21 protein-coding genes and 1 tRNA gene are annotated in these 25,193 nt (G+C 45.0%); 12 read left to right on the top strand and 10 right to left on the bottom strand.

Annotated elements, in window-relative coordinates; genetic code table 11:
• Window positions 1–99 precede the first annotated feature (99 nt).
• The 4 genes from BW716_RS21830 to BW716_RS21845 all read right to left on the bottom strand — a co-directional run bounded on the left by BW716_RS21830 (window position 100) and on the right by BW716_RS21845 (window position 5,765).
• Complete coding sequence (locus tag BW716_RS21830; RefSeq protein WP_083725966.1) at window positions 100–2,436, bottom strand: hypothetical protein; 2,337 nt, start codon at window positions 2,434–2,436, stop codon at window positions 100–102.
• Window positions 2,437–2,662: 226 nt separating this feature from the next.
• Window positions 2,663–3,883, bottom strand: coding sequence for a diaminopimelate decarboxylase (lysA, locus tag BW716_RS21835; protein ID WP_083725968.1), 1,221 nt, complete (start codon window positions 3,881–3,883; stop codon window positions 2,663–2,665).
• A 98-nt stretch (window positions 3,884–3,981) separates the two neighbouring features.
• The gene (locus tag BW716_RS21840; protein WP_083725970.1) at window positions 3,982–4,389 is read right to left on the bottom strand and encodes an RNA-binding S4 domain-containing protein; all 408 of its coding nucleotides are present in this window, start codon (window positions 4,387–4,389) and stop codon (window positions 3,982–3,984) included.
• A gap of 2 nt (window positions 4,390–4,391) precedes the next feature.
• Entirely contained in the window at window positions 4,392–5,765 is a 1,374-nt protein-coding gene (locus BW716_RS21845) for a dipeptidase (RefSeq protein WP_083725972.1), read from the bottom strand.
• Between the two features lie 191 nt (window positions 5,766–5,956).
• Here BW716_RS21845 and BW716_RS21850 point away from each other — a divergent pair, with 191 nt between their 5' ends.
• Both BW716_RS21850 and BW716_RS21855 read left to right on the top strand, forming a co-directional pair.
• Window positions 5,957–6,334 (top strand): RNA polymerase sigma factor, encoded by a 378-nt coding sequence (locus BW716_RS21850; protein WP_083725974.1) that lies wholly within the window; start codon window positions 5,957–5,959, stop codon window positions 6,332–6,334.
• An 81-nt stretch (window positions 6,335–6,415) separates the two neighbouring features.
• A complete protein-coding gene (locus BW716_RS21855; protein WP_083725976.1) occupies window positions 6,416–7,597 on the top strand; it encodes a FecR family protein in 1,182 nt (393 codons plus the stop codon).
• Here BW716_RS21855 and BW716_RS21860 read toward each other — a convergent pair.
• The gene (locus BW716_RS21860; protein ID WP_083725978.1) at window positions 7,587–8,051 is read right to left on the bottom strand and encodes a response regulator; all 465 of its coding nucleotides are present in this window, start codon (window positions 8,049–8,051) and stop codon (window positions 7,587–7,589) included. The two genes, BW716_RS21855 and BW716_RS21860, sit on opposite strands and share 11 nt — an antisense overlap.
• A gap of 363 nt (window positions 8,052–8,414) precedes the next feature.
• On the opposite strand from BW716_RS21860, the gene BW716_RS21865 reads away from it, so the two are divergent.
• The 3 genes from BW716_RS21865 to BW716_RS21875 are packed head-to-tail and all read left to right on the top strand — an operon-like array spanning window position 8,415 to window position 10,261.
• Window positions 8,415–9,005 carry a LemA family protein gene (locus tag BW716_RS21865; protein WP_083725980.1) on the top strand — a complete coding sequence of 197 codons (591 nt, stop codon included), beginning with the start codon at window positions 8,415–8,417 and terminating at the stop codon, window positions 9,003–9,005.
• Between the two features lie 21 nt (window positions 9,006–9,026).
• Window positions 9,027–9,476 (top strand): TPM domain-containing protein, encoded by a 450-nt coding sequence (locus tag BW716_RS21870; protein WP_083725982.1) that lies wholly within the window; start codon window positions 9,027–9,029, stop codon window positions 9,474–9,476.
• Between the two features lie 20 nt (window positions 9,477–9,496).
• The gene (locus tag BW716_RS21875) at window positions 9,497–10,261 is read left to right on the top strand and encodes a YgcG family protein (protein ID WP_083726089.1); all 765 of its coding nucleotides are present in this window, start codon (window positions 9,497–9,499) and stop codon (window positions 10,259–10,261) included.
• Between the two features lie 94 nt (window positions 10,262–10,355).
• On the opposite strand, the gene BW716_RS21880 is transcribed toward BW716_RS21875, so the two are convergent.
• The 4 genes from BW716_RS21880 to gap all read right to left on the bottom strand — a co-directional run bounded on the left by BW716_RS21880 (window position 10,356) and on the right by gap (window position 17,160).
• Window positions 10,356–13,457 carry a sensor histidine kinase gene (locus tag BW716_RS21880; RefSeq protein ID WP_083725984.1) on the bottom strand — a complete coding sequence of 1,034 codons (3,102 nt, stop codon included), beginning with the start codon at window positions 13,455–13,457 and terminating at the stop codon, window positions 10,356–10,358.
• A gap of 25 nt (window positions 13,458–13,482) precedes the next feature.
• Window positions 13,483–14,736 (bottom strand): C4-dicarboxylate transporter DctA, encoded by a 1,254-nt coding sequence (dctA, locus tag BW716_RS21885; protein ID WP_083725986.1) that lies wholly within the window; start codon window positions 14,734–14,736, stop codon window positions 13,483–13,485.
• Window positions 14,737–14,837: 101 nt separating this feature from the next.
• Window positions 14,838–16,034, bottom strand: coding sequence for a phosphoglycerate kinase (pgk, locus tag BW716_RS21890; protein WP_083725988.1), 1,197 nt, complete (start codon window positions 16,032–16,034; stop codon window positions 14,838–14,840).
• 109 nt (window positions 16,035–16,143) lie between these two features.
• On the bottom strand, window positions 16,144–17,160 hold the full coding sequence (gene gap / locus BW716_RS21895) for a type I glyceraldehyde-3-phosphate dehydrogenase (protein WP_083725990.1): 1,017 nt from the start codon (window positions 17,158–17,160) through the stop codon (window positions 16,144–16,146).
• Window positions 17,161–17,326: 166 nt separating this feature from the next.
• Between gap and BW716_RS21900 the strand changes: the two genes are divergently transcribed.
• The 7 genes from BW716_RS21900 to BW716_RS21930 all read left to right on the top strand — a co-directional run bounded on the left by BW716_RS21900 (window position 17,327) and on the right by BW716_RS21930 (window position 24,038).
• Window positions 17,327–17,401 (top strand) — tRNA-Glu (locus BW716_RS21900).
• A gap of 119 nt (window positions 17,402–17,520) precedes the next feature.
• Window positions 17,521–17,961, top strand: a complete 441-nt coding sequence (locus BW716_RS21905; RefSeq protein WP_143708957.1) for a hypothetical protein — start codon at window positions 17,521–17,523, stop codon at window positions 17,959–17,961.
• Complete coding sequence (locus tag BW716_RS21910; protein ID WP_083725994.1) at window positions 17,942–18,802, top strand: helix-turn-helix transcriptional regulator; 861 nt, start codon at window positions 17,942–17,944, stop codon at window positions 18,800–18,802. The genes BW716_RS21905 and BW716_RS21910 overlap by 20 nt, the downstream gene beginning before the upstream one ends.
• 63 nt (window positions 18,803–18,865) lie before the next feature.
• Window positions 18,866–19,636 (top strand): nuclear transport factor 2 family protein, encoded by a 771-nt coding sequence (locus BW716_RS21915; RefSeq protein WP_143708958.1) that lies wholly within the window; start codon window positions 18,866–18,868, stop codon window positions 19,634–19,636.
• The gene (locus tag BW716_RS37675; protein WP_143708959.1) at window positions 19,633–20,037 is read left to right on the top strand and encodes a hypothetical protein; all 405 of its coding nucleotides are present in this window, start codon (window positions 19,633–19,635) and stop codon (window positions 20,035–20,037) included. The genes BW716_RS21915 and BW716_RS37675 overlap by 4 nt, the downstream gene beginning before the upstream one ends.
• On the top strand, window positions 19,934–20,530 hold the full coding sequence (locus BW716_RS21925) for a hypothetical protein (protein WP_143708960.1): 597 nt from the start codon (window positions 19,934–19,936) through the stop codon (window positions 20,528–20,530). Before BW716_RS37675 ends, BW716_RS21925 begins: the two co-directional genes overlap by 104 nt.
• A 532-nt stretch (window positions 20,531–21,062) precedes the next feature.
• Window positions 21,063–24,038, top strand: coding sequence for a glycoside hydrolase family 9 protein (locus tag BW716_RS21930; RefSeq protein WP_083726000.1), 2,976 nt, complete (start codon window positions 21,063–21,065; stop codon window positions 24,036–24,038).
• A 126-nt stretch (window positions 24,039–24,164) separates the two neighbouring features.
• Here the strand turns inward: BW716_RS21930 and BW716_RS21935 are convergent, their stop codons facing one another.
• Window positions 24,165–25,151, bottom strand: a complete 987-nt coding sequence (locus tag BW716_RS21935; protein ID WP_083726002.1) for a YhdH/YhfP family quinone oxidoreductase — start codon at window positions 25,149–25,151, stop codon at window positions 24,165–24,167.
• Window positions 25,152–25,193: the final 42 nt, after the last annotated feature.

Raw genomic sequence — 25,193 nt, forward strand, 5'->3', positions numbered from 1 at the left:
TATTTTCAAAGAAAAAAGGGTGTATCAAAAGTTAGATACACCCTTTTTTTATTTTATACGATTCCCGGGAGTTTCATTTATTGATAATGTTCCCTTTTTTTATGCTTCCATATTTACTTTCACTCTTAGCGCTCTCAGACCGCTTACCCCTTGCAGGTCTTCCAGGTCCAGCATTTCTACGTCTGGCAGCAGGATGTTTTTATTCTGCAGGAAGGTGATGTACTTCAGGTATTCTTCCATCTCTTTCGCATAAGCATACACGATTGCAATGGTACCCGGTTGGGTAAGGCGTTTGCCTGTCTGGCGGATGTGCACCTTATCAATCCTTTTCTTCAGTATTTCATAGCGGATGTTGTAAGCGCCTTCTACATCGAAGCGGCGTTCATCCTGTCTGAAGCTGATGTCGATCGGATTGCTGTGAGCCAGTACCAGCTGGGTAGTTTGCAAAGGCACCTTTAGTGTTGGAATCAACTTGTTGGTGAGTCTTGCAATGTCTGCCATAGACTGTATCTGCCACAGGCGCAGGTTACGCAGGTAGAGCAGGTCGAACTTGCGGGTTTGCGCAATGGCCTGTCCTATATAGATATTGTACTCTACCCCATCCGTACGATACTTTTCGAAGTAACATGGGAAGGAGTGTTGTATGTTTTCTTTCTCTTTGTCCAGGTACTGGTTCAGTTCAGCGTTGATCATAGCCAGACTATCTTCATAATCCTGGCGGTGGTGCTGAATATGGCCTTCTGTCTGGTCTACCAGGGAGAAGTAACGTTCCAGTGCCGGCTGCAGTTCAGGATGACTTTCGTGCAGGTGACGGAACAATGGGCCGATTTCTTCGTCCAGGTAGTTGTTTGTACGCAGTTCATCTTCTGAGAGCATACCACTGGTGATACCGGTAATGAGCTCATCATTTTTGAACTTCAGCTCTTCCAGCAATGGCAGGTAGATGGTGTTGCCAATGTGGTCCAGGGTTTCCCGGATCAGGAGTAGTTGTTCACGAAGATCTTCGTGGATCGCATTGCTACGTTCGGTAGAAGAGTTCCGGATGTCTACAGCGCCATATAATGGATAGACATCTTCAAACGCAATGTTACCGATGTCTTTTCTTTTTGCTTTTGGTGTGTGCAGATAATGCCATGCTGCATCGATGAACTTCCATTCCACAGAAGGTTGCAGGGCAGTGAACTGCTCCTTGATGACCTGGGTGATTCGGTTCGATGTGATGTCAGCACCTCTATTCAGCAACATCACTAACAGTGGATATGCCGGCATGGCTTGTGCCAGTGTTTCAGCAGTGATCTTGTTAGGGGTGCCGGAGGCCAGTTCTACGATACCCAGCAGGGTATCCTCATGCCATATAGGTACCAGTACAAAGCTATTGATGCCCTTGAGCGGCAGGTAGCGCAGGAATGGATATGCATAGAGAGAACTCTCCGTCACCACGGGCAGCAAAAGTGGCGTTTTGTTCTGCCCCAGGTACTGGATCAGTTGCTGAAACAGCTGTTGCTGCTGTTTTTCGCTACCAGTTACGCCCAGGGTCACGCCGCTTTCGCATTGTTCACATTCCAGCACATAGCGACCATTGATTTTTGGAATAGGTACCACGTGCACACTCAGGTCAGTATCTCCCATCAGTGCCAGTACTTCTTCCTCCATACGGCGGTAGGTACGTCTTTCGTTGCCCTCGTGCATGTTCAGGATCAGGTTCTTCATTACATTCTGCACCTCATCTTTGGTTACATCCTGTAATGTCCAGATCACAAATCCTTCGAGGACGAAATTATCCAGTGGCAAAATTTCTTTCAGGCCTTCGGGGCTGAACTTTTTCATACATACAGTATCGTATGTAAGCGGAGGTAGCTCACCTTTTACCTTTACTTCCACGAAACGAGGGTCTACATTCACCTTCACATATCTCTTGCCTCCATTGCTGTCGGGCATGTTGATATGGTGGATGATCTCGTTCTGGTAAGTAACGGGAAAACCGTATGCTTTCTCCAGGATCAGCTTGTACAGCCATTCCAGTTTATCCTTCTTCATCTTATCTACTGAAATACCTTTAGGTACTTCCAGCATTCTGTCGCTATTATCAGCGAAGATATTCTTGAAGAGGTCGGAGTAATAAAATATAGCAAACTTCTGGGGGACACCTATACCATAGATATCCTTGTCCATATCAGAAGTGATTGGAAATATTGTAGCAATAATGAGGTCGATATACTCCTGGTAAGCGGACAGGTCATCTGCACCGGCTATAGGGCCAAGTAGTGCGGGGTTACTTTCAAAGCGTTCAGCGATCTTTTTATAATACGCCGCCCTGCTATCTGTTTTACTGGCCGCTTTCTCCTTCAGGAACTTGACATAAGGCGCGAAGGAAATATGGGATTCTATCAGTGCCTCATCCTTTAATTGATCGGGACCGGCAGTTAAAACTTTCATAATCTAAAATATGTAAAAATGACTCATCTAGTTATATGACGAATGGACAGATGAAAAATTGTAAAAGTTACATTCAGTGAATTACAGCGTGCAGGATTAAGCAGAGAGGTTGTGGTTGGTTATTAGGTACAAATTTAATGCAAAACCTCAATTTTCGCCATAAAAAGTTATAGGTCTGCCAATCCGGCAGACCTATAAATATATTCTAATCTGTAAAATATTCAAATTATAACTCGATCTGATTTTTTAGCAGGTCGTCGAAAGTATCCCTTCTGCGGATGAGTTGGGCTTTACCATCTTTTACCAGCACTTCGGCAGGTTTAAAACGGGAGTTGAAGTTGGAAGACATTTCAAAACCATAAGCTCCTGCGTTGTAGAATACCAGCAGATCGCCTTCTTTTACTTCGTTCAGTTTACGATCCCAACCGAAAGTATCCGTTTCGCAGATGTTACCTACCACGGTATAGATCCGTTCGGTTCCTTTTGGATTAGAGATGTTCTTGATCAGGTGGAAGGCATCGTAGAACATTGGGCGGATCAGGTGGTTAAACCCTGAGTTCACACCTACGAATACGGTAGCAGTGGTCTGTTTGATCACATTTGCTTTTACCACGAAGTAACCGCTCTGGCTTACCAGGAATTTACCCGGTTCGAACCATACCTGCAGAGGGCGGTTATATGTTTTGCTGAACTTGTTGAAAGCGTCGGAGAGCTTTTTGCCCAGCAGCTGGATGTCGGTTTCAGGGTCGCCCTGTTGATAAGCCACTTTGAAGCCGCTACCCAGGTCAATGAATTCCAGATCAGGGAAGTTCACAGCCAGTTCGAACATGATGTCTACCCCACGGAGGAATACATCTACATCCTTGATTTCAGAACCGGTGTGCATATGCAGGCCGGTTACTTTCAGTTTGGTGCTCTTTACGATGCGCTCAATGTGGCGGATCTGGTGGATGGAGATACCGAACTTGCTGTCTACGTGACCTGTGGAGATCTTATAGTTACCGCCAGCCATGATATGTGGGTTCAGGCGGATGCAGATTGGGTAAGAGTCACCAAAGCGGTTACCAAATTGCTCCAGGATGGAGATGTTGTCGATATTGATATTTACACCCAGGTCCTTGGCAGCTACGATTTCGTCGAGGTCTACACAGTTAGGGGTAAAGATGATGTTTTTAGGTTCGAATCCTGCCTTGAGACCGAGTTGGACTTCGTTGATAGACACGGTGTCCAGACCGCAACCCAGGGAGTTGATGTACTTCAGGATGTTGATGTTGGTTAGCGCCTTACAGGCATAGAAAAAGCGTGCGTCCGTCTTTTGGAAGGCGTCCTTTAACTTTTCGTACTGGATGGCAATCTTTTCCGCATGGTATATATATACCGGAGTTCCAAATTCTTCCGCTACTTTGACAAGGAAGTCAGTAGACAAAACGTCGCTTTGCTTAGGCATTTATTGAAAGGTAATTTTAGAGGATGCGAATTTACTAAGCAAATTCCAAAGTTTATGTATAAAGATTGAGGCCCGGGCTTTAGCCCGGGCCTCAATCTTTATTGTTGTTGTTCCTCATCCTCGTTGGTCATGAAACCATCCAGGTCCCTCCTTTCCTTTTTGGTAGGGCGGCCGATCTTACTCGGACGCTTACCGGTATGGAAGCTGGCGGCAATCCGCTGGTTCATCTCCTGGTCTTCTTCGGGAGTGAGATCAACGTAATGCTTAATGGCTTCAGCATATTGTACTCTGTTGGCTATTAAGCTCACCACCTCAATCACCCATTTCCGGGATTCTGACCTGATTTCATATTTGTCTCCTATACTAACTGCGCGTGCAGCTTTTACGGAGGTCCCATTCATCTTCACTTTCCCGCCTTCACAGGCCGTAGAGGCCTGTGAGCGGGTTTTAAATATCCTGATCGCCCAGAGATACTTGTCCAGGCGCAGTTTCTCTGTATTCTGCATAATTATTTCTTATTCATTTCCGCAAAGAACTTGTGGAAATAAGGAATGGTTTCAATTCCTTTATAATAGTTAGCCAGACCATACTTCTCATTTGGAGAGTGCAGGTTGTCGCTATCTAATCCAAAGCCCATCAGGATGGTCTTCAGTCCAAGTTCTTTTTCAAACAGTGCTACGATAGGAATACTACCACCACCGCGTACGGGAATTGGAGATTTACCAAAAGTTTCTTTGATCGCTTCGCTCGCTGCCTTGAATGCCACGTGGTCAGTAGGTGTTACATATGGGCTACCACCGTGGTGAGCTGTTACCTTTACCTTTACTGACTTAGGCGCAATCTTCTCAAAATGAGCTTTGAACAGGTCAGAAATCTGGATCCAGTCCTGGTTAGGTACCAGGCGCATAGAGATCTTGGCGTGTGCTTTTGAAGGCAGTACGGTTTTGGAACCTTCGCCGGTATAGCCACCCCAGATACCGTTTACCTCCAGGGTAGGACGGATACCGGTGCGCTCGATAGAAGAATATCCCTTCTCACCCCACAGTTCATCTACCCCCAGGTCTTTTTTATACTCAGCTTCGTCAAACGGTGCTGCATTCAGGGCAGCTCTGTCTTCCTTGCTCAGTTCCTGTACGTTGTCGTAGAAACCAGGGATGGTGATGTGGTTATTTTCGTCATGGAGGGAAGCAATCATCTGGCAAAGGATGGTAGCAGGGTTGGCAACAGCGCCACCATATACGCCACTGTGCAGGTCACGGTTAGGGCCGGTTACCTCTACTTCCATATAAGACAGACCGCGTAAGCCGGTATCCAGGCTAGGATTTTCCAGGCTCAGCATGGAGGTGTCAGAAATGAGCACCACATCTGCTTTCAGTCTTTCCTTATTTTCCTTGATAAAGATACCCAGGTTCGCAGAGCCTACTTCCTCCTCCCCTTCAATCATAAACTTGATATTGCAGGGTACAGAGTTGGTATTCATCATGGTTTCGAACGCCTTCACGTGCATGTAGAACTGACCTTTGTCGTCCGCAGAACCGCGGGCATAGATCTTTTCGTCTTTGATCACAGGTTCAAACGGACCGCTATCCCACAGTTCCAGGGGATCGGCAGGCTGTACGTCGTAGTGACCATATACCAATACGGTCGGGAAAGCCGCATCGATGATTTTTTCTCCATATACGATCGGGTGTCCGGCAGTAGGGCAAACTTCTACATTGTCAGCACCTGCTTCAATCAGGCGTTGTTTTACCGCTTCGGCGCAGTCCGCTACATCTTTGTTAAAACGGGAGTCTGCGCTCACGGAAGGGATGCGCAGCAAAGCCAGCAATTCTTCCAGAAAACGTTCTTTATTCTTTGTCTGATAGTCTTTCCAAACTTGCATATTCCACTAAGTTTTTCTTTAGAAAGCTGCAATTTAAGGGAAAGTCTAAATATAGGGAACCAGAAAAATCGGATTTCATTAACATGGCGTTAACGAATTTCTCCTTCTTTCTATCGAAATTTAAAGCGTATTGGGGACAGATATCTATCGCACAAAAGAAGACTCACTAACCGCAAAATAACCTTATTCATATGATTACCAGCGAGGATACCGCTATGTTATCCGTCTTAAAGAAGGATAATACCCTGGAGGCCTATCAATACTTCTTTATGAAATACTACAAACCCCTCTGCCTGAAAGCAAGTACAATGTTGGGGAATATGGACGAGGCAAGAGAGCTAGTACAAAAGATATTTATAGAAGTATGGAAGACCCGGCAATATCAGCAGATAGAACATGCCCCTGGGGGCTTTTTCTATCAACTTATTGACGCCAGATGCCGTCAGCGGCAGGAAAATGCCGTCGTTGCTGCACAGCAAAATAAGGCACCCTGTCCACCCTGCGAAACGGGGCCGGCATTGGTACCGACGTCGATTACAACACCTTTGATCATGGCTATTGAAAGATAACCCGGCTATGACGCAATATATAAAACCAAGACTCAACTTAATTATTATCTTAAAAACCCTCGTAACCACTACCATAATAAAATGAAATACGACCAAGAGTATATCTACAGTTTACTACTGCGTAAGCAACTTGGCGATTTAACTGAAGTGGAAGACAAGCTGCTGCAAAAGGAAATGCACAACAATGCAAATGTGCGCCGCTGCTGGCAGGAATATGAAGAGGCCATATTGTACACAGACAATGCATTCCTGGAAGATCTTCAGGTAGAATCCGACTGGCTAAAGGTAAAAGCCATCCTGGAACCAACACCAGTACACCTCAGGGTATTGGCTTACCTGAAGAAAGTACGGGTAGCGGCAGCTATATTATTGGCCATCGGCGCCACTGCAGGGGCATATTTCTTTCTGCCGGCAAAACAACAGGTACCTCATCAAACAGCCAACCAATATCGCATTATAATCCCACAAATGGCAGGCGTACCTATCTTTTCAGTGCCTCCACCTTCGGTAGTAGCTGGCACAGAAGTGGCTGATACCGCCATTAAGGTAACAGGCGATTCAGGGACCATCGCTATTAAAAACATCCGTCCGGATACCATTTACCAGAGCAAATCGCTGGAATGGAATACGCTCACAGTGCCCCCCAAGCAGGATTATCATATTGAACTGGCAGATGGTACGGAAGTACATCTCAATGCCAGCTCCACCCTCCGTTTCCCATTCATCTTCCCAGGCAGAACCAGGGAAGTGTACCTGGAAGGAGAAGCTTACTTTACAGTAGCACATAATCCTGAAAGACCGTTTATCGTACACACAGGAATCACCTCCGTGATAGCACTGGGTACGGCTTTCAACGTCAATTCTTATGATAACAATACAGTTACTACCTCGCTGGTACAAGGTACAGTGGTGACAGATGTAGGGGATAGTCTTGATGTAACGCTCAAGCCCGGATTTGAGGCAATCTATCATCCCGGTGAGCGCTTCAAGGTAAAACGTTTCGATGAAACAGTGACCCTGGGTTGGAGGGAAGGCGTTTATCGCTTCCGCAACAGGCCATTGGAAGAACTGAGACCTGTATTACAACGCTGGTTTGGACTCAAACTGGACTTTTCCGCAGCGCCTTCGCTTGAAAATACACACTTCTCAGGTAGCCTTGAAAAAGATAAAAAGGTTGAAGATTTTCTTGACGAGATCTGTAAACAATTAAAGTTGGACTATCAGATATACGACAACACGATACACTTCATCATTAAGAAATGAGCTTTTGACGGAGCAGGAACTCCAGCTTCTCATTTACATCCAGCAGCTTTGCTGTTAATTCCTTGTTCTCTTTACGGAGGGCATAGACTTCAAATGCCTTTTCAATGTTGTGACGAAGATCCTCGTCATTCCATGGCTTGGAAAAATACTTATACACCTGACCCTTGTTGATGGCATCAATAACCGCATTGATGTCGGCATAACCTGTCAGTAAGATTCGGATGGGCTCAGGATACCTGTCAAGGATAGACTCAAAAAATTCAATCCCGGTCATCCTGGGCATCCGCTGATCTGAAATGATGATGTGGACTTCTTCCTTTTCCAACACTTTCTCTGCTTCCTCAGCCGAACTTGCCGTAAACACCGTGTAAAGCCTACGGAAAGATGCTTTGAACGCATTTAAGTTGTGTATCTCATCATCTATATACAGAATATGGATGTGTTGTTCACTCATTGAAGCAGACTTAAATACCTTTAAATTAACAATAGCGGCGTTACAAACGAATGAAAGTATTCTTAACGATATTCACAATAAGCAAATACCACCAAAATTATAGAGAAACCTACATTTGCTAACTGATTTTTTCACCAATGCTTATATCTTTCTTGTGAAAGTAAAATAAACTCCCTTTATCGTTCCTGCGGTTATTGTTCAGTGAGCTGGTTAACAGGCCTTAGCATAATAACTCCTTGTACTTTGCGTAATTTCTTGTAGGTTTGGATACGCCTGTTATTACTCACTATACTAATTTACAGAAAATCAGGGCAATATAAACAGGCATTAACATTGTTATATAGTAAATAAATCTTAGCACAAATGAAAAAGAGTACGCTCACACTGATCATTATTCTTGTTGTAGTATTAATCTTTGGAGGCTGTGGTGTATCCAAATACAATAGCATCGTACGTCAGGATCAGGCAGTAAAAAGCAAGTGGAGCAATGTGGAAGCACAGTATCAGCGCAGAGCTGATCTGATCCCAAACCTGGTTTCGACTGTTAAAGGTGCTGCTAACTTTGAGAAAGAAACCCTGACACAGGTAATGGAAGCAAGAGCAAAAGCTACCCAGATCACTATCAAAGGCGATGACCTGACTCCTGAAAAAGTACAACAGTACCAGGCAGCACAAGGTCAGCTGAGTACAGCACTGGGCAGACTGCTGGCTGTATCAGAAGCTTATCCTGAACTAAAAGCTAACCAGAACTTCCGTGACCTGCAGGCACAACTCGAAGGCACTGAAAACCGCATCACCGTAGCACGTAATGACTTTTCCACTGCTGTGGAAAGCTTTAATAGCACTGTCAGCACTTTCCCTAACAATATCGTAGCTGGTTTCGGTGGTTTCAAAGCCAAAGAATACTACATGGCCGATAAGGGTTCTGAAAATGCACCTAAGGTGCAGTTCTAATATCAAATAGCCCATTCATCTATGCGTTTATTCCCTAAAAAAGAACTGCTCACCGAAGCAGAAAAACAGCAACTGGTACAAGCGATCCGGAATGCGGAAAGAATGACCAGCGGAGAAATCCGCGTATTTGTCGAAAGCCGTTGCAAATTTGTTGATCCCATAGACAGGGCACATGAGATCTTTATTCAACTGGGTCTGGAGAAAACAAGGTTCCGCAATGGAGTGCTACTCTATTTTGCACTGAAAGACAAACAGTATGCTATAGCCGGGGATAAAGGCATTCATGAAAAAGTGGGTAAAGATTTTTGGAAAGAGAAAACAAAAAGCATGCTGGCACATTTTGCCAATAACCAGGTGGTAACAGGTATCGAAACCTGCATCGGTGAAATAGGCGAAGCGCTGTGTTTACACTTTCCACATGAAGGAGATGACATTAACGAATTACCGGATGACATAGTAGTAGGGAGATGAGGTCAATAAAATTAATTAAGATGAGGCAAGTATACTGCCTGCTTGTAGGTTTCTTCTTAGCCCTGGGAATGGTACAGGCACAGGAATTAAAGATTCCTCCCCGCCCCAATCCACCCCGGCTGGTGAATGACCTGGCAGGCGTGCTGCAAAGCGATCAGGTGGCCACACTGGAAAACAAACTGTTAGAGTACAACGATACCACTTCTACACAGATTGCCATTGTGACCATCCCTTCTACCAACGGGAGGGACATTGCCGAAGTAGGTCTGGCTATACTCCGTGACTGGGGTATCGGTACCAAAGAGAAAAACAATGGTATACTGATACTGGCAGCCATAGACGACAGAAAGATCCGTATCGAAGTCGGCACCGGTATGGAAGGCGTAGTACCAGATGCTATCGCTAACCGTATCATCGATGAGAACATTAAGCCAAACTTCAAAGCCGGCGATTACTATCAGGGTTTTGATGAAGCGATAGACAGGATCGTTGAAGCGTCGAAAGGAGAATACAAAGGCACGCCCAACAGGGCAAAAGACGGCAGCAATGCACCAGGACTGGTTATACTGATCATCATAATTGTAGTGATCATTTCGATCCTGAACAATCGCGGTGGCGGTGGTGGTCATACATTCAGTCGTCGTGGATGGACTGGTTGGATTGGCCCGGGTATCTTTGGCGGCGGTAGCCGTGGAGGTAGCTGGGGCGGTGGCGGAGGAGGAGGCGGCTTTGGCGGCTTCGGTGGAGGCTCCGGTAGCGGAGGAGGTTCAAGCGGCAGCTGGTAAAATAATTGAAAAGGGGATTACATTACTGTAACCCCCTTTTTTTGTGAAAATAGTTTTCATCCCCTTTGGTGAATCCCGCTTTTCATGAAGATTTTTATTCTTCGTCGAGTGGAAACCATACATTCACTCTCGTTCCTGATGGCAAATCTTCTATATCAAAGGTCATATCCAGGTTAAATCGTTTGTTGTACAAAGCCAGCCTGTCACGCGTTATTTGTATCCCCCTGGAATGATGCTCATCGCCAGTTTGTTGCTTCAACGCTGCCGACCTTTCCCTGCCAATACCGTCATCTTCTATCATACATAGTACCCGATCTATTTCTTTCGTGAATATAATAGTGAGTTTCCCCCTTTCCTTTTTGTGTAGCAACCCATGCCAGATGGCATTCTCCACAAAGGGTTGTAAAATCATGGTAGGGATATCCGTAAAATCAGGATCCAGTGCGGCATCTACATGTATATCACAATCAAATTGATCCGCAAAACGTAACTTTTCCAGCTCTATGTAGTTTTCAATCATCCTGATCTCTTTGGAAATAGTAATACTATTCAGCTGTGAACTATCCAGCACATTCCTGATCAGTCTTGCAAAACGATTCAGGTAAGAAAGCGCCTGCTCTGTTTCACTCTTCATCATAAATGTCTGAATAGAGTTCAGGGCATTGAAGATGAAGTGCGGATTCATTTGTGCCCGGAGGGCCTTCATTTCCAGCTGTGCAATCTGTTGTTCTATTTGTGTACGGCGGCGGGCTTCTCTTTTGATCAGGTAGATTCTTATCCTGAAATAAGTATAGATGATCGCTACTACCAGCAGCAGCCCCAACATACGAAACCAAGTAGTTTGCCAAAAAGCAGGCAGAATATTAAAATACAATGTCGTTACACCCGATGAAAAAGTGCCGGCAGTATTCATACTTCTTACCCGGAATATATAACTACCCGGAGGTAGATTCGTATACCTGGCTACCAGCAGACCATTAGCCTGTACCCAGTCTTCATCTACCCCATCCAGCTGATAAAAATAGCGGATGGCTTCATGGTGATATTGCAGACTTTTGAATTCAATGTTGATAAAGTTCTGACGATGATTCAGTGCCAGCGGTGCATTTTTATAATACAGGGTACTCAGCTGTATACTGCTGTCCATGGCCCTGAAATTGATAATGGTGACATTGGGTGGCGAAGGTGCGACTTTCAATGCCGCCGTATCCAATATCACAAAATGATCTGAGGCCCCTATCATCAACCGGCCATCTGCCAGTCGTACAATCCGTCTACTCACCTTACGGTTATTATCAATGATCTGTCCTGTCTGTACAAAGGTTTCCAGACCGAAATTCCGTCTGTTAAAACGATAAAAACCATATGGGGTAGTAAACCACAAACCCTTGCTGCCAGAAGGTAACATGCTTAGTACCCACTCGTCAAACAGGTCGCCATTGATCAATAATGGATCAGCTGTATGATTATGAATATTGTATACCCACAAACCATGCTCTGTACCTGCTACGAGCGTCGTATCATCCAGCAGTTTCAAACAGGTGATATTACTGACAGATAAATGTGCATAGGGAAACAGCTCCCGCGACACTATCTTCTGGGTAACATGATTATACCGGATCAAACCAGCATCACTCGTAGCGAGCCATAATATACTGTCTCCCTGCCTCGCTATATCCATCACCGTGATAGGATGCCGGATTTTATTCATCAGGTTCTGACAAGCCATGAATGTATCTGTTACAGGGTTCCAACGTACCAGTCCGTTTTTATACAATCCTATCCACACGGTGGTATCATTTTCCGGCAGCATGGTCATGAGCGTCTGATCATCAAATACATCTTTGTGTTTATGCGCTACAAATCCCCCCTGCTTAGGGTCAAATATTGATAACCAGCCATTTTCCTGCCCTACCAGCACCTTGTCATCCGGCATCTGGGCAAAACTCCATACCAGTCCCCGCTCCTCAGGTACTTCTTTGAGGAACTGCTTTTTAAACTGCAAATCAGGTGAGAGCCAGCTAAAGCCCTTACCCCAATAACCTGCATAGATATTCCCTTTATTATCCTGGAAAAGACCAGTCACTTCTGCCTGGGGTAGATTTGCATTTGGATCCCGCTGATCCATGATGCGAAACGCCGGATCAGGAGTATTCAGAATATTTAAACCCCTGTCAGTACCTATCCATAGGCGGCCATCTCTGTCATTCAGGAAACAGTTGACTTCAAAGTCGTAGTGGAATCTTTTATCGTCTTCATTATTTGCGCGGATGTTGAGGTGGAAATCGTTTGCCTTTTCATCATAGCGGTAGATGCCGCCCAGTTCCGTTGCTACCCATATCTGATTGTCTTTGTCTTCGGTAATGTCGGTGACCATATTCCCTTCAGGAGGTTGATTGATCCTGAAGGGCCAACCTTTTAACTGGTTTTGTGCGGGTATATAGCAGTAGAGTGTGTCGCCAAGCCTATCTGCAACCCAGAGCCGTTCGTGGCTATCGATGAAAAACTGCTTAACGCTACCCAGTGTATTTAGCAGGGGAATCTGTAGGGGATTGTTATTTCTGCCATACAGGTGTTTCCGGTCGGCACTCAGCATATAGATGCCTTTCCTGCCACTGATCCAGAGGTTACCTTTTCTATCTTCAGTAATGGCGCTGTACATTTCAGCTCGCTGCGCTTCGGGTACTTCTTTGGGAATAACAAAGGTGGAAGACTGTTCATCATAGCGATATAATCCTTCCTGGGTGGTGACCCAGATCACCCCTGCATGATCCTGTATAATATGACTACAATATACATTGCCGGTGCCCATTGGGAGCATATCCATTTTCAGGACCTTTACTTTGGATGTAACAGGATCATAAAAACGAATGTTGTCCGGAGCCCCCATCCAGATCCTTCCTTTCTTATCTTCACACAGGCAGATATCATCGTAATAAATAGAGCCGGGTACCTTGTCAAAGCTGGCAATGGTGATCAGGTTACTCCCATCGTAACGCTGCAATGCCGTGCTGGCAATCCAGATAAACCCTTTGCGGTCTTGTAAGATAGCTGATACGTGATTACTGGCCAGCCCATCGTTGAGATCCAGGTGGCGGAATGAATATGAAAGTGTCGACTCCTGTGCACGCACAGAATAACTATATATTGTCAGCAGACAAAATATAAAAGTAGCAAGGCGGTACTTCACATTCATAAGTGGGAACTAAAAGTAACTAATATTACTGAACACCTACAGCCAGCTTATACTTTTCCTCATCAAAAGCTTTTTCACTTTTTGCCATTACGATAGTGGCTACACCATTACCGATCAGGTTTGTAATAGCCCTGGCTTCGCTCATAAAACGGTCAACACCTATCAGGAGTGCAAGACCTTCTGCAGGGATCACTTTGATAACAGCCAGTGTGGAGGCGAGTACGATAAAACCGCTACCTGTTACACCTGCAGCTCCTTTGGAAGTGATCATCAGGATGCCAATGATGGTTAACTCCTGCCAGATGCTCAGGTCTACTTTTGCCGCCTGCGCCAGGAAGATCATAGACATACTGAGGTAGATACTCGTACCATCCAGGTTAAAGGAATAACCTGCGGGGATAACGAGACCTACGATCTCTTTATGGCAACCCATTTTTTCCAGTTTCTCCATAATACCCGGCAGGGCAGATTCGGAACTGGATGTACCCAGTACGATCAGAAGTTCGTTACTTATAAATTTGAGGTATTTCCAGAGGCTGAATTTGTACAGATACGCGATCGTTCCCAGTACGATGAAGATGAACAGGAACATAGTCAGGTATACACATAGCATAAGTGAGATCATAGGGTGCAGGGCTTTGAGGCCGAACTTACCAATAGTAAAAGCCATCCCTCCAAAGGCACCAATTGGCGCCAGTTTCATGATAAACTTAAGGATATTGAAAAAGACTTCTGAAATGCGCTCGAAGGTATTCAGGAGACCATCACCCTTTCCATTCAGTTTTGTAATACCGTAGCCAAAGAGAATTGCAAAGACCAGTACCTGGATAATTTCGCCTTTGGCAAAGGCTTCTACAGCATTGGAAGGAACAATATGGAGCAGGAATTCCGTCCAGCTAAAGCCAGCTGCATCCTGTTGGATCCTGGCCGCTTTTGCAATGTCGGCACCCGACACACTGGAAAAATCAATGCTTTTACCGGGTTTTAAATAGTTCGCAACAAGGAGGCCGATAGTGATGGCGAGGGTGGTCACGATTTCGAAATAAAGTAACGCTTTGCCACCTACCTTGCCTACTTTCTTCATATCTCCCATTCTGGCGATGCCAAGTACGATGGTAAGGAAGATGATGGGGGCAATCAGCATCTTTATCAGGTTGATAAAGATGGTACTGATCAATTCTCCTGTAGGAGCAATTTGTGGATAGTAGTGGCCGACGAGAATACCGATGATGATGGCGATGATAACCTGGAAATAGAGGTGGCGCGTTAGTTTACTCATTCCATCAAGATAATAAAAAACTTTCTGCCCATTCCAAAAAACAAAGACACCTGATGTTTTTAACACCAGGTGTCTTTTTTATCTAAAAAGCTCAATAATACTTATCCTTTTACAGCAGCAATACCAGGTAGGGTCTTTCCTTCGAAATACTCCAGCATAGCACCACCACCAGTAGATACATAGCTAACTTTGTCAGCCAGGCCAAACTGGTTCACTGCAGCAACAGAGTCACCACCACCTACCAGAGAGAATGCACCCTGTGCTGTAGCCAGCACGATGGCATCAGCTACAGATTTGGTACCATTCTGGAAAGCCTTCATTTCGAACACACCCATAGGACCATTCCACAGGATGGTTTTAGACTGTTGGATCGTTTCGCTGAAGATAGCTACGGATTTAGGTCCGATGTCCAGACCCATCCAACCAGCTGGGATGTTGTCATTGCTAACTTCCTGGGTGTTGGCATCAGCTGCAAATTTATCAGCTGCGATAGAGTCAACAGGCAGGATCAGCTGTACGCCTTTCACCTTAGCTTTAGCGAGCAGTTCCAGTGCCAGGTCCAGTTTCTCGTTTTCGCACAGAGAACTACCGATTTCCTTACCCTGCGCTTTCAGGAAAGTATAAGCCATACCACCACCGATGATGATGTTGTTAGCTTTTTCCATCAGGTTTTCGATGATCAGGATTTTGTCGCTCACCTTAGCACCACCCAGGATAGCGGTGAAAGGTTTTTCTGAACCATGCAGTACTTTTTCTGCATTGTTAACTTCAGCTTCCATCAGCAGACCAAACATACGTTTGTCAGTTGAGAAGAATTCAGCAATCACAGCAGTAGAAGCGTGTGCACGGTGAGCTGTACCGAATGCATCGTTTACATATACGTCACCCAGTTTAGACAGCTTTTCTGCGAAGCCCTTATCACCTTTTTCTTCTTCTTTGTAGAAGCGAAGGTTTTCCAGCAGCAGCACTTCGCCTGGTTGCAGGGCAGCAGCAGCTTTTTCAGCTACTTCGCCAATACAATCGGTAGCGAACTTAACGGTCACACCTTCCAGCAATTTGATCAGGTGGTTAACCAGGTGTTTCAGAGAATATTTATCGGTAGGACCATCTTTTGGACGACCCAGGTGAGACATCAGGATTACGCTACCGCCATCAGCAAGGATCTTTTTGATGGTAGGAACAGCAGCGGTCATACGGGTATCATCAGTGATCTGGAATTGATCGTTCAGTGGCACGTTAAAGTCAACGCGCACTACTGCTTTATGACCTTTAAAGTTGAAATCGGAAAATTTACTCATTGGTTCTGGTTTATCTCTCTGGTGAATAAACGATAAATGGTGAACAGTGAATGGTGGAAACAATTTCACCATTTACCATTCACCATTTACATCTTATGATCTATAAAGCTTATTTGCTGATCAAACCGGCAAAGTACTTAACGGTACGAACCAGCTGAGACACATAGCTCATCTCGTTGTCATACCATGATACAGTCTTAACCAGTTGTTTGTCGCCTACAGAAACGATCTTAGTCTGAGTAGCATCGAACAGGGAACCGAAGTGGATACCGATGATGTCGCTGCTCACGATTTCGTCTGTAGTATAACCGAATGATTCGTTAGAAGCAGCTTTCATAGCAGCGTTGATTTCTTCAACGGTAGTCTTCTTCTTCAGAACGGAAGTCAGTTCAGTCAGGGAACCAGTGATGGTTGGAACACGCTGTGCGTTACCATCCAGTTTACCTTTCAGGCTAGGCAGTACCAGGCCGATAGCTTTAGCAGCACCAGTACTGTTAGGTACGATGTTAGCAGCAGCAGCACGTGCACGACGCAGGTCACCCTTAGGATGAGGTGCATCCAGGGTATTCTGGTCGTTGGTGTAAGCGTGGATAGTGGTCATGATACCCAGTTCGATACCATAAGTATCTTCCAGTACCTTAGCCATTGGAGCCAGACAGTTAGTAGTACATGAAGCGCAGGAAATGATAGTTTCGCTACCATCCAGGATATCATGGTTTACGTTGAATACAACAGTCTTCAGGTCACCAGTTGCAGGAGCGGAGATAACAACTCTCTTAGCACCAGCCTTGATGTGAGCTTCAGCTTTGTCTTTATCGGCGAAGAAACCGGTTGATTCGATAACTACGTCAACACCATGGTTACCCCAAGGAATTTGAGAAGGATCTTTTTGAGCGTAAATTTTCACCTCATTTCCGTCAACGGAGATAGCGTTATCGGAGTGCTTCACATCAGCATCGAAACGACCCTGAGCTGAATCATATTTCAGAAGGTGAGCTAAAACTGCGGGACTTGTAAGGTCATTAATAGCTACCACGTCTATACCTGGCATTTTGTAGATCTGACGGTATACTAAACGGCCAATACGACCGAAACCATTAATACCGATTTTAAGATTAGTTCCCATTTTACACTGAGTTTGTTGAGATTGAAAAAAATTGATTGCGAAGTTACATGCTAGACCGGGATAAAGCAATAGAATTTTAAGTTAACGAAATTTTTTTTGGAAATATGAAAATCCCGCTTACCTTTGCAATCCTAAAATATGGAATCGCGCCATAGCTTTTAGACAAGCCGCGTTGGTCAATCGGCTAAGACGCCTCCCTTTCACGGAGGAATGACGGGTTCGACTCCCGTACGCGGTACCAGTAAGAAGGTTGCTCAATTGGGCAGCCTTTTTTATTTTGTTCCGCATATGTTTATACCAGAATCCCTGCTCCAGACCCACTGTATATCCATAATTGGCTTTCTGATAGCCACGCTGTGTATGGCAAAACTCCGAAAGGTTAAAAGCACATATCTCTCTACTGCCAATTCTATTGCTGCTGTTCTTGCTTTGGTGAATGTGATGCTGATGACCGTTGACCAGGTCAATGCATGGGAGGCCTCCCCGGATCACATATTCTTCAAATACCGTTCAGCAGTCTACTTGCCGTTTATCATCATTTATGTGGCTGCAATTTCGCTCTCTCTTTTAAAGAAACTAAGAGCTACGGTCTTATTTTCGTTGATTTTAGTCATTGTTTATAGCTGTCTGATCTCTCATGAAATAGCCTATATGATCATTACTGGTTTCAATGGGGCCTCTGGCCAGTCCAATTACAGCGCCCCATTGTGGAAGTATGTAATGCTATTGTCCGCAGCTGCCATCTATTCGTTAATTTGCTACCTCATAGCTGTAAGGATACATGCACAAGAGAATCACTAAATTCGAGTTTAAAGCAGGTTTACCCGTGGAATTCGAAATCATTCCGCTGGAGAAACTATACAGCAATCATGCTGAAATGCTCATCACCCCACACCGTACCGGCTTTTACCACATACTCTGGTTTCAGCAGGGCACCTCTGTACATTGGGTAGACTTTGAACCCATACAAATACAGCGGGATACGTTACTGTTCTTAAACAAAGACAGGGTACACCGATATGATGTGCACGCTAATGCTGAAGGATATGCAATTTTGTTCACAGACAATTTCTTTAACAAGAACCTGAAATACCTGCATGGGAACATCCTTTTTAACGACCTTATGAAAGTGGTCATGATCCATCTTGATGACAGCAAACCCTTCAGTGAACTGATCACCCTCATGCAATGGGAACTCACACATCCCAAAGATGGAGGACAACCCGACATCCTGCATAACCTGTTACACAATTTCCTCCTGTATGCAGAACGCGAATACCGCCAGCAAGACTTTACAGAACTGAAGAAGAATGCGGACCTGGATTATTTACTGTTATTCAGGGAAATGCTGGAAAAACATTACCAGTCAGAAAAACAGGTGCAATTCTATGCCCGCGAACTCCTGGTGACAGAGAAACGGCTGAACACCGCCACGGCCAAAACTGTAGGCAAAACACCCAAGGAAATGATCGACGACCGTGTCATGCTGGAAGCCAAACGCCTGCTCGCCCATACCCAGGATACCATCAAGGAAATAGGCTACACCCTGGGCTATGATGAACCTACCAACTTCATCAAATACTTTAAAAAACACGCTGCTCAAACACCCGTTGAATTCAGGGAACAATTCCTGATGGCGTAAAAGTATCATACAATATCCCGTTTCTACCTTTTCCCGCGCCTGTAAATGCTGCAACTTTGTAGTATGAAAGACAACAAACAAAAGGTGATCGACCTCTTAAACAGCCTTGAAACTGGCGATGCGGCTCCGGTTGCTTATATCAATCCAGAAAAGTATACCCAGCACAACCTCGCTATTGCCGATGGTCTGGCCGGATTTGGTGCACTGGTACAGAACAAACCTGCACAGGGTTTTAAAGTGAATATTGTACGTGCCTTCCAGGAAGGCGATTATGTATTTACACATACAGAATACGACTTCTTCGGCCCTAAGATCGGGTTTGATATCTTCCGCTTTGAAGACGGTAAAATCGTAGAACACTGGGATAACCTGCAGGAACCCGTTGCTCCTACTGCTAACGGACATACAATGACTGATGGTGCGACTACGATCACAGACCTGGACAAAACTGCCTCCAATAAAACGTTCATTACGACCTTTGTGGAAAAGTTCCTGGTAGGTGGCGATTCTTCCATCATTCCTGCTTACATCAAAGCAACCGGCTATATTCAACACAATCCTCATATTGCCGATGGATTGGAAGGGTTACAACAGGCATTGGCCTATTTTGCAGCGAATAAAATTGGCTTTAGCTATACGAAGGTACACAAGGTACTGGGAGAAGGTAACTTTGTACTGGTGATCAGCGAAGGTCAGATGGCAGATGTACACAGCACCTTCTATGATCTGTTCCGTGTAGAAGATGGAAAAATTGCTGAACACTGGGATGTGATTGAAGCGATTCCTGCTACCAGTGAATGGAAAAATCAAAACGGCAAATTTGGATTTCGTTGACAAATACAATTGAAGAAATATTAACGCTTTTCGGCCATCGCAAGCAAATGACCAGTGGCTTAACCCCACGTGAACAGGTCAAAGCCATTCTGACCAGTACTCCTCCCCCATTAACGGAGAGGATACTGGTATTGACTGATGAATTGTATCTGGAAGAAACAACTGAGCGGAAAGTAGTCATTTCCGATGGCATTCTCTGGCAGGGTGATATTACCACCCTACAGGTAGATGCAATCGTAAATGCAGCCAATTCACAACTACTTGGCTGTTTCCACCCATTTCATAAGTGTATAGACAATGCCATTCATTCAGCTGCTGGCCCCCGTTTATCAACAATTATTCTCTCTGGTCAGAGACAAGGAATACTTTGTCATTACCTCCAATGTGGATACCATGTTTGAAAAGAACGGTTTTGCCCCTTCCAGAATTTTCACACCACAGGGAAACTATAAACTGATGCAATGTTTACAACCCTGCTCTGATGAAACATATGATACCCGCCCTATTCTTGATAAACTGTTAGCGAATCTTGATCCGGTTACGCATGAAATCACGGATGCAAACGCTATTCCTAAATGTCCTAAATGTGGTGGCGATATGTTTATGAACGTCCGGGGTGGCAGCTGGTTTATCGAAAAACCTTACGAGCAACAACGCGAACGCTTCCAGTCATGGGTACATCAACATTTACAAACACCCATAGTCATCATGGACATGGGCACCGGTTTCAATACTCCAGGAGTAGTACGCTGGCCAATGGAACAAATCACTTACCATAATCCTTCGGCCTACCTGCTTCGCTTTAACAGAGACCACCCTGAAGTGCCTGCGGAAATCGCAGCCCGCTCCCTTCAAATAAAAGGAAATATCGACGAGATGCTAGCATTACTCTAATAAAAGGCAAAAACTTAGTAAGATGTTAAAAATCCGTGTTTGACCTTGCTATATTGTTTAAACACTACATTTTATCCTGCCCAAGTCCATCCACTAATCAGAAAATATTTATCTGAACCTATTTAATACGCAAAGCCGCCTCATGAAAGGCGGCTTTCTTTTTTCAATTCGCCCTCTCATTCGCTTACAGCGCCCCGAACGGAAAGCTGATAAAACAGCTGTAGAACTGGAACTAAGATTAGCTTCGTCATCTTGGCCAGGAAGACACCATGCTGAATGAAGGAAGTTTCAAAGAACTGGTACTCAGACACAAGGCTATCTCCGAAAGACAGGATGACCTGATGGGTGCTTAATGATGGTACATCGCCAGTCTGATAAGGCTGGCGATTTTTTTGTTTATACCTGAGAATTCCCTAAACTTGCGTTACCATATCATTATTCTTAAAGACATACTATAAAAAACCTATAATCTCTTCAAGGCCCAATTCAGATACCCATTGGTCCCTTTACATTGATTTTTAAATACAACCCGATGAAAACCAGATTTTCCCTCGTTCCTGCGAAGGGAGGCAAGCTGCTGCGCCTACCCATATTCGCCACCATCCTGACGATGGTATCCCTCAAATCCACGTACGCACAGAGCTACAACTATGCAGAAGTATTGCAGAAGTCTATGTTCTTTTACGAAGCACAACGCTCGGGTACATTGCCGGCAGACAACCGTGTCACCTGGCGTAGCAACTCAGCACTCACTGATGGTAGTGATGTAGGTGTAGACCTGACTGGTGGATGGTATGATGCCGGCGACCATGTGAAGTTCAACTTCCCGATGGCTTTCTCAGCGACGATGCTGGCCTGGGGCGCTGTTGACTTTGCAGGTGGTTATAATAACTCCGGTCAGATGAAGTACCTGAAAAGCAATCTTCGTTTTGTAAATGACTATTTTATTCGCTGTCATACCGCGCCAAATGAACTGTATGGCCAGGTAGGCAATGGCGGTACAGACCACGCGTGGTGGGGATCTTCGGAAGTAATGGCGATGTCCCGTCCTGCTTACAAGATTGATGCGACACATCCAGGCTCTGACCTTGCTGCCGAAACTGCTGCTGCAATGGCCGCTGCCAGTATGGTGTTTAAAACAGACGACCCTACTTATAGTGCGACGTTGCTTACACACGCGATTCAGTTGTACAACTTTGCTGATACCTATCGCGGTGTGTATTCTGCTTCCATCACGGATGCTGCCAGTTATTATAACTCTTACAGCGGCTACAACGATGAACTGGTATGGGGCGCCATCTGGCTCTACCGCGCCACCGGCGATGCTGCATGGCTCACAAAAGCAGAGACATACTATGCAAACCTCTCTACTGAATCACAGACAGCCATCAAATCTTACAAATGGGGGCTAGCCTGGGATGATAAATCTACTGGCTGTTATGCGCTACTGGCAAAGCTGACAGGCAAAACCCAGTACAAAGAAGATATAGAAAGACACCTTGACTATTGGACAGATGGTTACAATGGGTCACGCATTACTTACACAGCCGGTGGCCTCGCATTCCTGGATGTATGGGGTGCACTGAGATATGCGATCAACACTGGTTTCCTGGCTGCTTACTACAAAGATGCCGCTACTACCACTGCCAAAGGCACGAAGTACTACACCTTTGCACAATCTCAAATAAACTATGCACTGGGTAGCAATCCAAACAATCGTAGTTATGTATGTGGCTTTGGTACAAATCCTCCTGTAAAGCCTCACCATCGTACTGCACATGGTTGCTGGACGAATAACCTGACCGGCCCTCCTACCGAATCGAGACATACCTTGTATGGCGCACTGGTAGGTGGCCCCAACAACGATGACTCCTATACAGATGATCGTGGCAACTATGTGAATAACGAAGTAGCGACCGATTACAATGCGGCATTCTCCGGACTGGCGGCAAAGCTGGTACAGGATTACGGAGGTACGCCCCTCACTAACTTCCCGGTGGCAGAAACACCTACAGGCGAATTCACGATCGAGGCCAAGATCAATGGCAGTGGTACTACATACACTGAATGGTCTGTGTGGGTAAACAATCATACTGCATGGCCGGCACGTATTGCATCCAAACATGTATTCCGTTTATTTGTTGATATTTCAGAAGGCCTTACCGCCGGTTATAAATCTACTGACTACGTCGTTTCTTCCAACAATGCAGATGTAACTTTTACACCGTTACAAGCGTGGGATACTGCAAAGCATCTTTATTATACAGAGGTAACTTACAATTCAACGCTTAAGATCTGGCCAGGTGGTCAGAGTGAGTCAAAGAAAGAATCACAGATCCGTATCCGTCTTCCTTACGAAGCGCCAGCCAGTGCATGGAACGCAGCCAATGACTGGTCTTCACAGGGTGTAGACGGTACATTGAAAGAAGTAAGTAATATTCCTCTCTATGTAAATGATCAACTGGTATATGGCAGCACACCTACACCTGCTGTAGTAGTACCTGTAACAGGTATCACTGTTACACCTGCTACCGATACACTGAACATCAATACTACAGCACAACTCACAGCAACTGTATTACCTGCTAATGCTACCAATAAGTTGCTGACATGGACATCTTCTGCACCATCCATTGCTACTGTGAGCAGCACAGGATTAGTAACAACGCTGGCTTCAGGGAGTGCATTCATTTATGCGACGACTGCTGATGGTAGCTTTAAAGATACCAGCAATATCTATGTAACCAATGTAGTCGCACCTAAGCAGTATTCTATCACTACAGCAGTATCAGGTACCGGTACGGTGGCACTCAACCCCGCTGGTGGTACATATACAGAAGGTACGGTTGTAACATTGACTGCAACACCAGGTAATGGTTACCTGTTTAATAATTGGAGTGGTGGCATTACTGACACCCTCAATCCTGTTACCGTTACAGTAAACACCAACCTGTCTGTCACTGCTAATTTCAAACAGAATGTAACTGGTGGTAGCTGTGATAACCCTTCTGTGGTGACATTACCATTTGCAAAAGATGGTAATGGTGAGTTCTGTTATGTAATTGCAGGCAATATCTCTTACATCAATTCATGGAACCTGACTAAACTCGAGATCAATGGAGTGGATTATACCAATACATGGTCTAATAGCATGCCTGCGAGAGTGAATGGTAATTACTATGTGCATTATGTAGGTGCGTATGACTGGTCACACTTTGAAGCAGCGGGTACTGAAGCGGGTGCAAGACAGGCGTCTGTGGAGGTAACCACTTCATCTATTTATCCAAACCCTGTTATACAGCATAGCTTTGCCATTCGTATATCAGATAAGGCAATTACAGATGTGATTGTAACAATGACGGATATGTCAGGCAGAGTGGTGTTGAGAAAATCAGCGAAGGCTAACGAGACTATGACTATTCCATCTGGTATACCTACAGGTATTTACAGCGTGGAAGTAAGCACTAAAACAAAGAAAGTGATGAGCACTAAACTGATGATTCAGTAATTTAAGAAGAGCGTGTATCAAAAATAAATAAACCTCCTCAGAAGTGCTTAAAGGACTACCTATCTCCATTAGGTATCCGAATAAAACGAGGCCGTATCTTACTTAAGATACGGCCTCTTAACTTTTTTAGGCAAGACGCACTACAGTTCTACCCTGTATCTTCCCTGCCAATATCAGGTTAATATTCTCACCTAATTTCTCCAAAGGAATTTCATTTGCCAGTTGCGCTAATTGCGCTGGCTTCCAGCTTGTAGCCATGACTTCCCATATTTCTTTCCTTTTGGAAATTGGATATTCTACTGAATCAATTCCTAATAACTGCACACCTTTCAGTATGAATGGGAATACAGTCAAAGGTAATGGTCCGCCATTCACCATACCACAGGCAGTCACCGCACCACCATATTGCAAACTCTTCACCACTGTAGCCAATACATTGCCACCTACGGTATCTATACCACCTGCAAATCTTGGTTTCAGCATCACCTTTCCACTGGCATCATCCATCTCCGCACGAGGTAAAACTTCCACAGCTCCCAATGATTCCAGGAACGCTGCCTGCTTGCTGCTTACAGCAGTTACCTGATAACCTAACTTGCTCAGAATGGCTACGGCAATAGACCCTACACCACCACTGGCACCAGTTACCACGATCTTACCATCAGCTGGTTGTACACCTGTTTTCAGCAATGCCTGTACGGACAGTGCCGCTGTGAACCCTGCTGTACCATAGATCATGCTTTCTCTCAGTGTCAAACCCTTTGGCAAACGTACGACCCATTTGGCCGGTACCCGGATATACTCCTGAAAACCTCCACTGGTATTCATACCAAAGTCAAACCCGGTTACAATCACCTGATCACCCGGTTTCCAGTTTTCATCAATAGACGATACTACTTCTCCGGCGGCATCAATTCCCGGTGTATGTGGAAACTGTCTGGTCACGCCTTTGTTGCCGGTAGCAGATAAGGCATCTTTATAGTTCAGTGAGGAATAATGAACCTTTATGATGACATCGCCCGGAGGCAGATTGTCTATGAGTTTATCAACAATAGATAAAACAAATTTCCCATCGGCTTCTATCACCTGTAACGCTTTGAATGGTTCCGTCATAATTGTCCTTTTTTACAAAATACGATATGTGAAGATGCCATT

The organism is [Flexibacter] sp. ATCC 35208 (assembly GCF_001975825.1).
In the GTDB taxonomy this organism is placed as follows: Bacteria; Bacteroidota; Bacteroidia; order Chitinophagales; family Chitinophagaceae; genus Chitinophaga.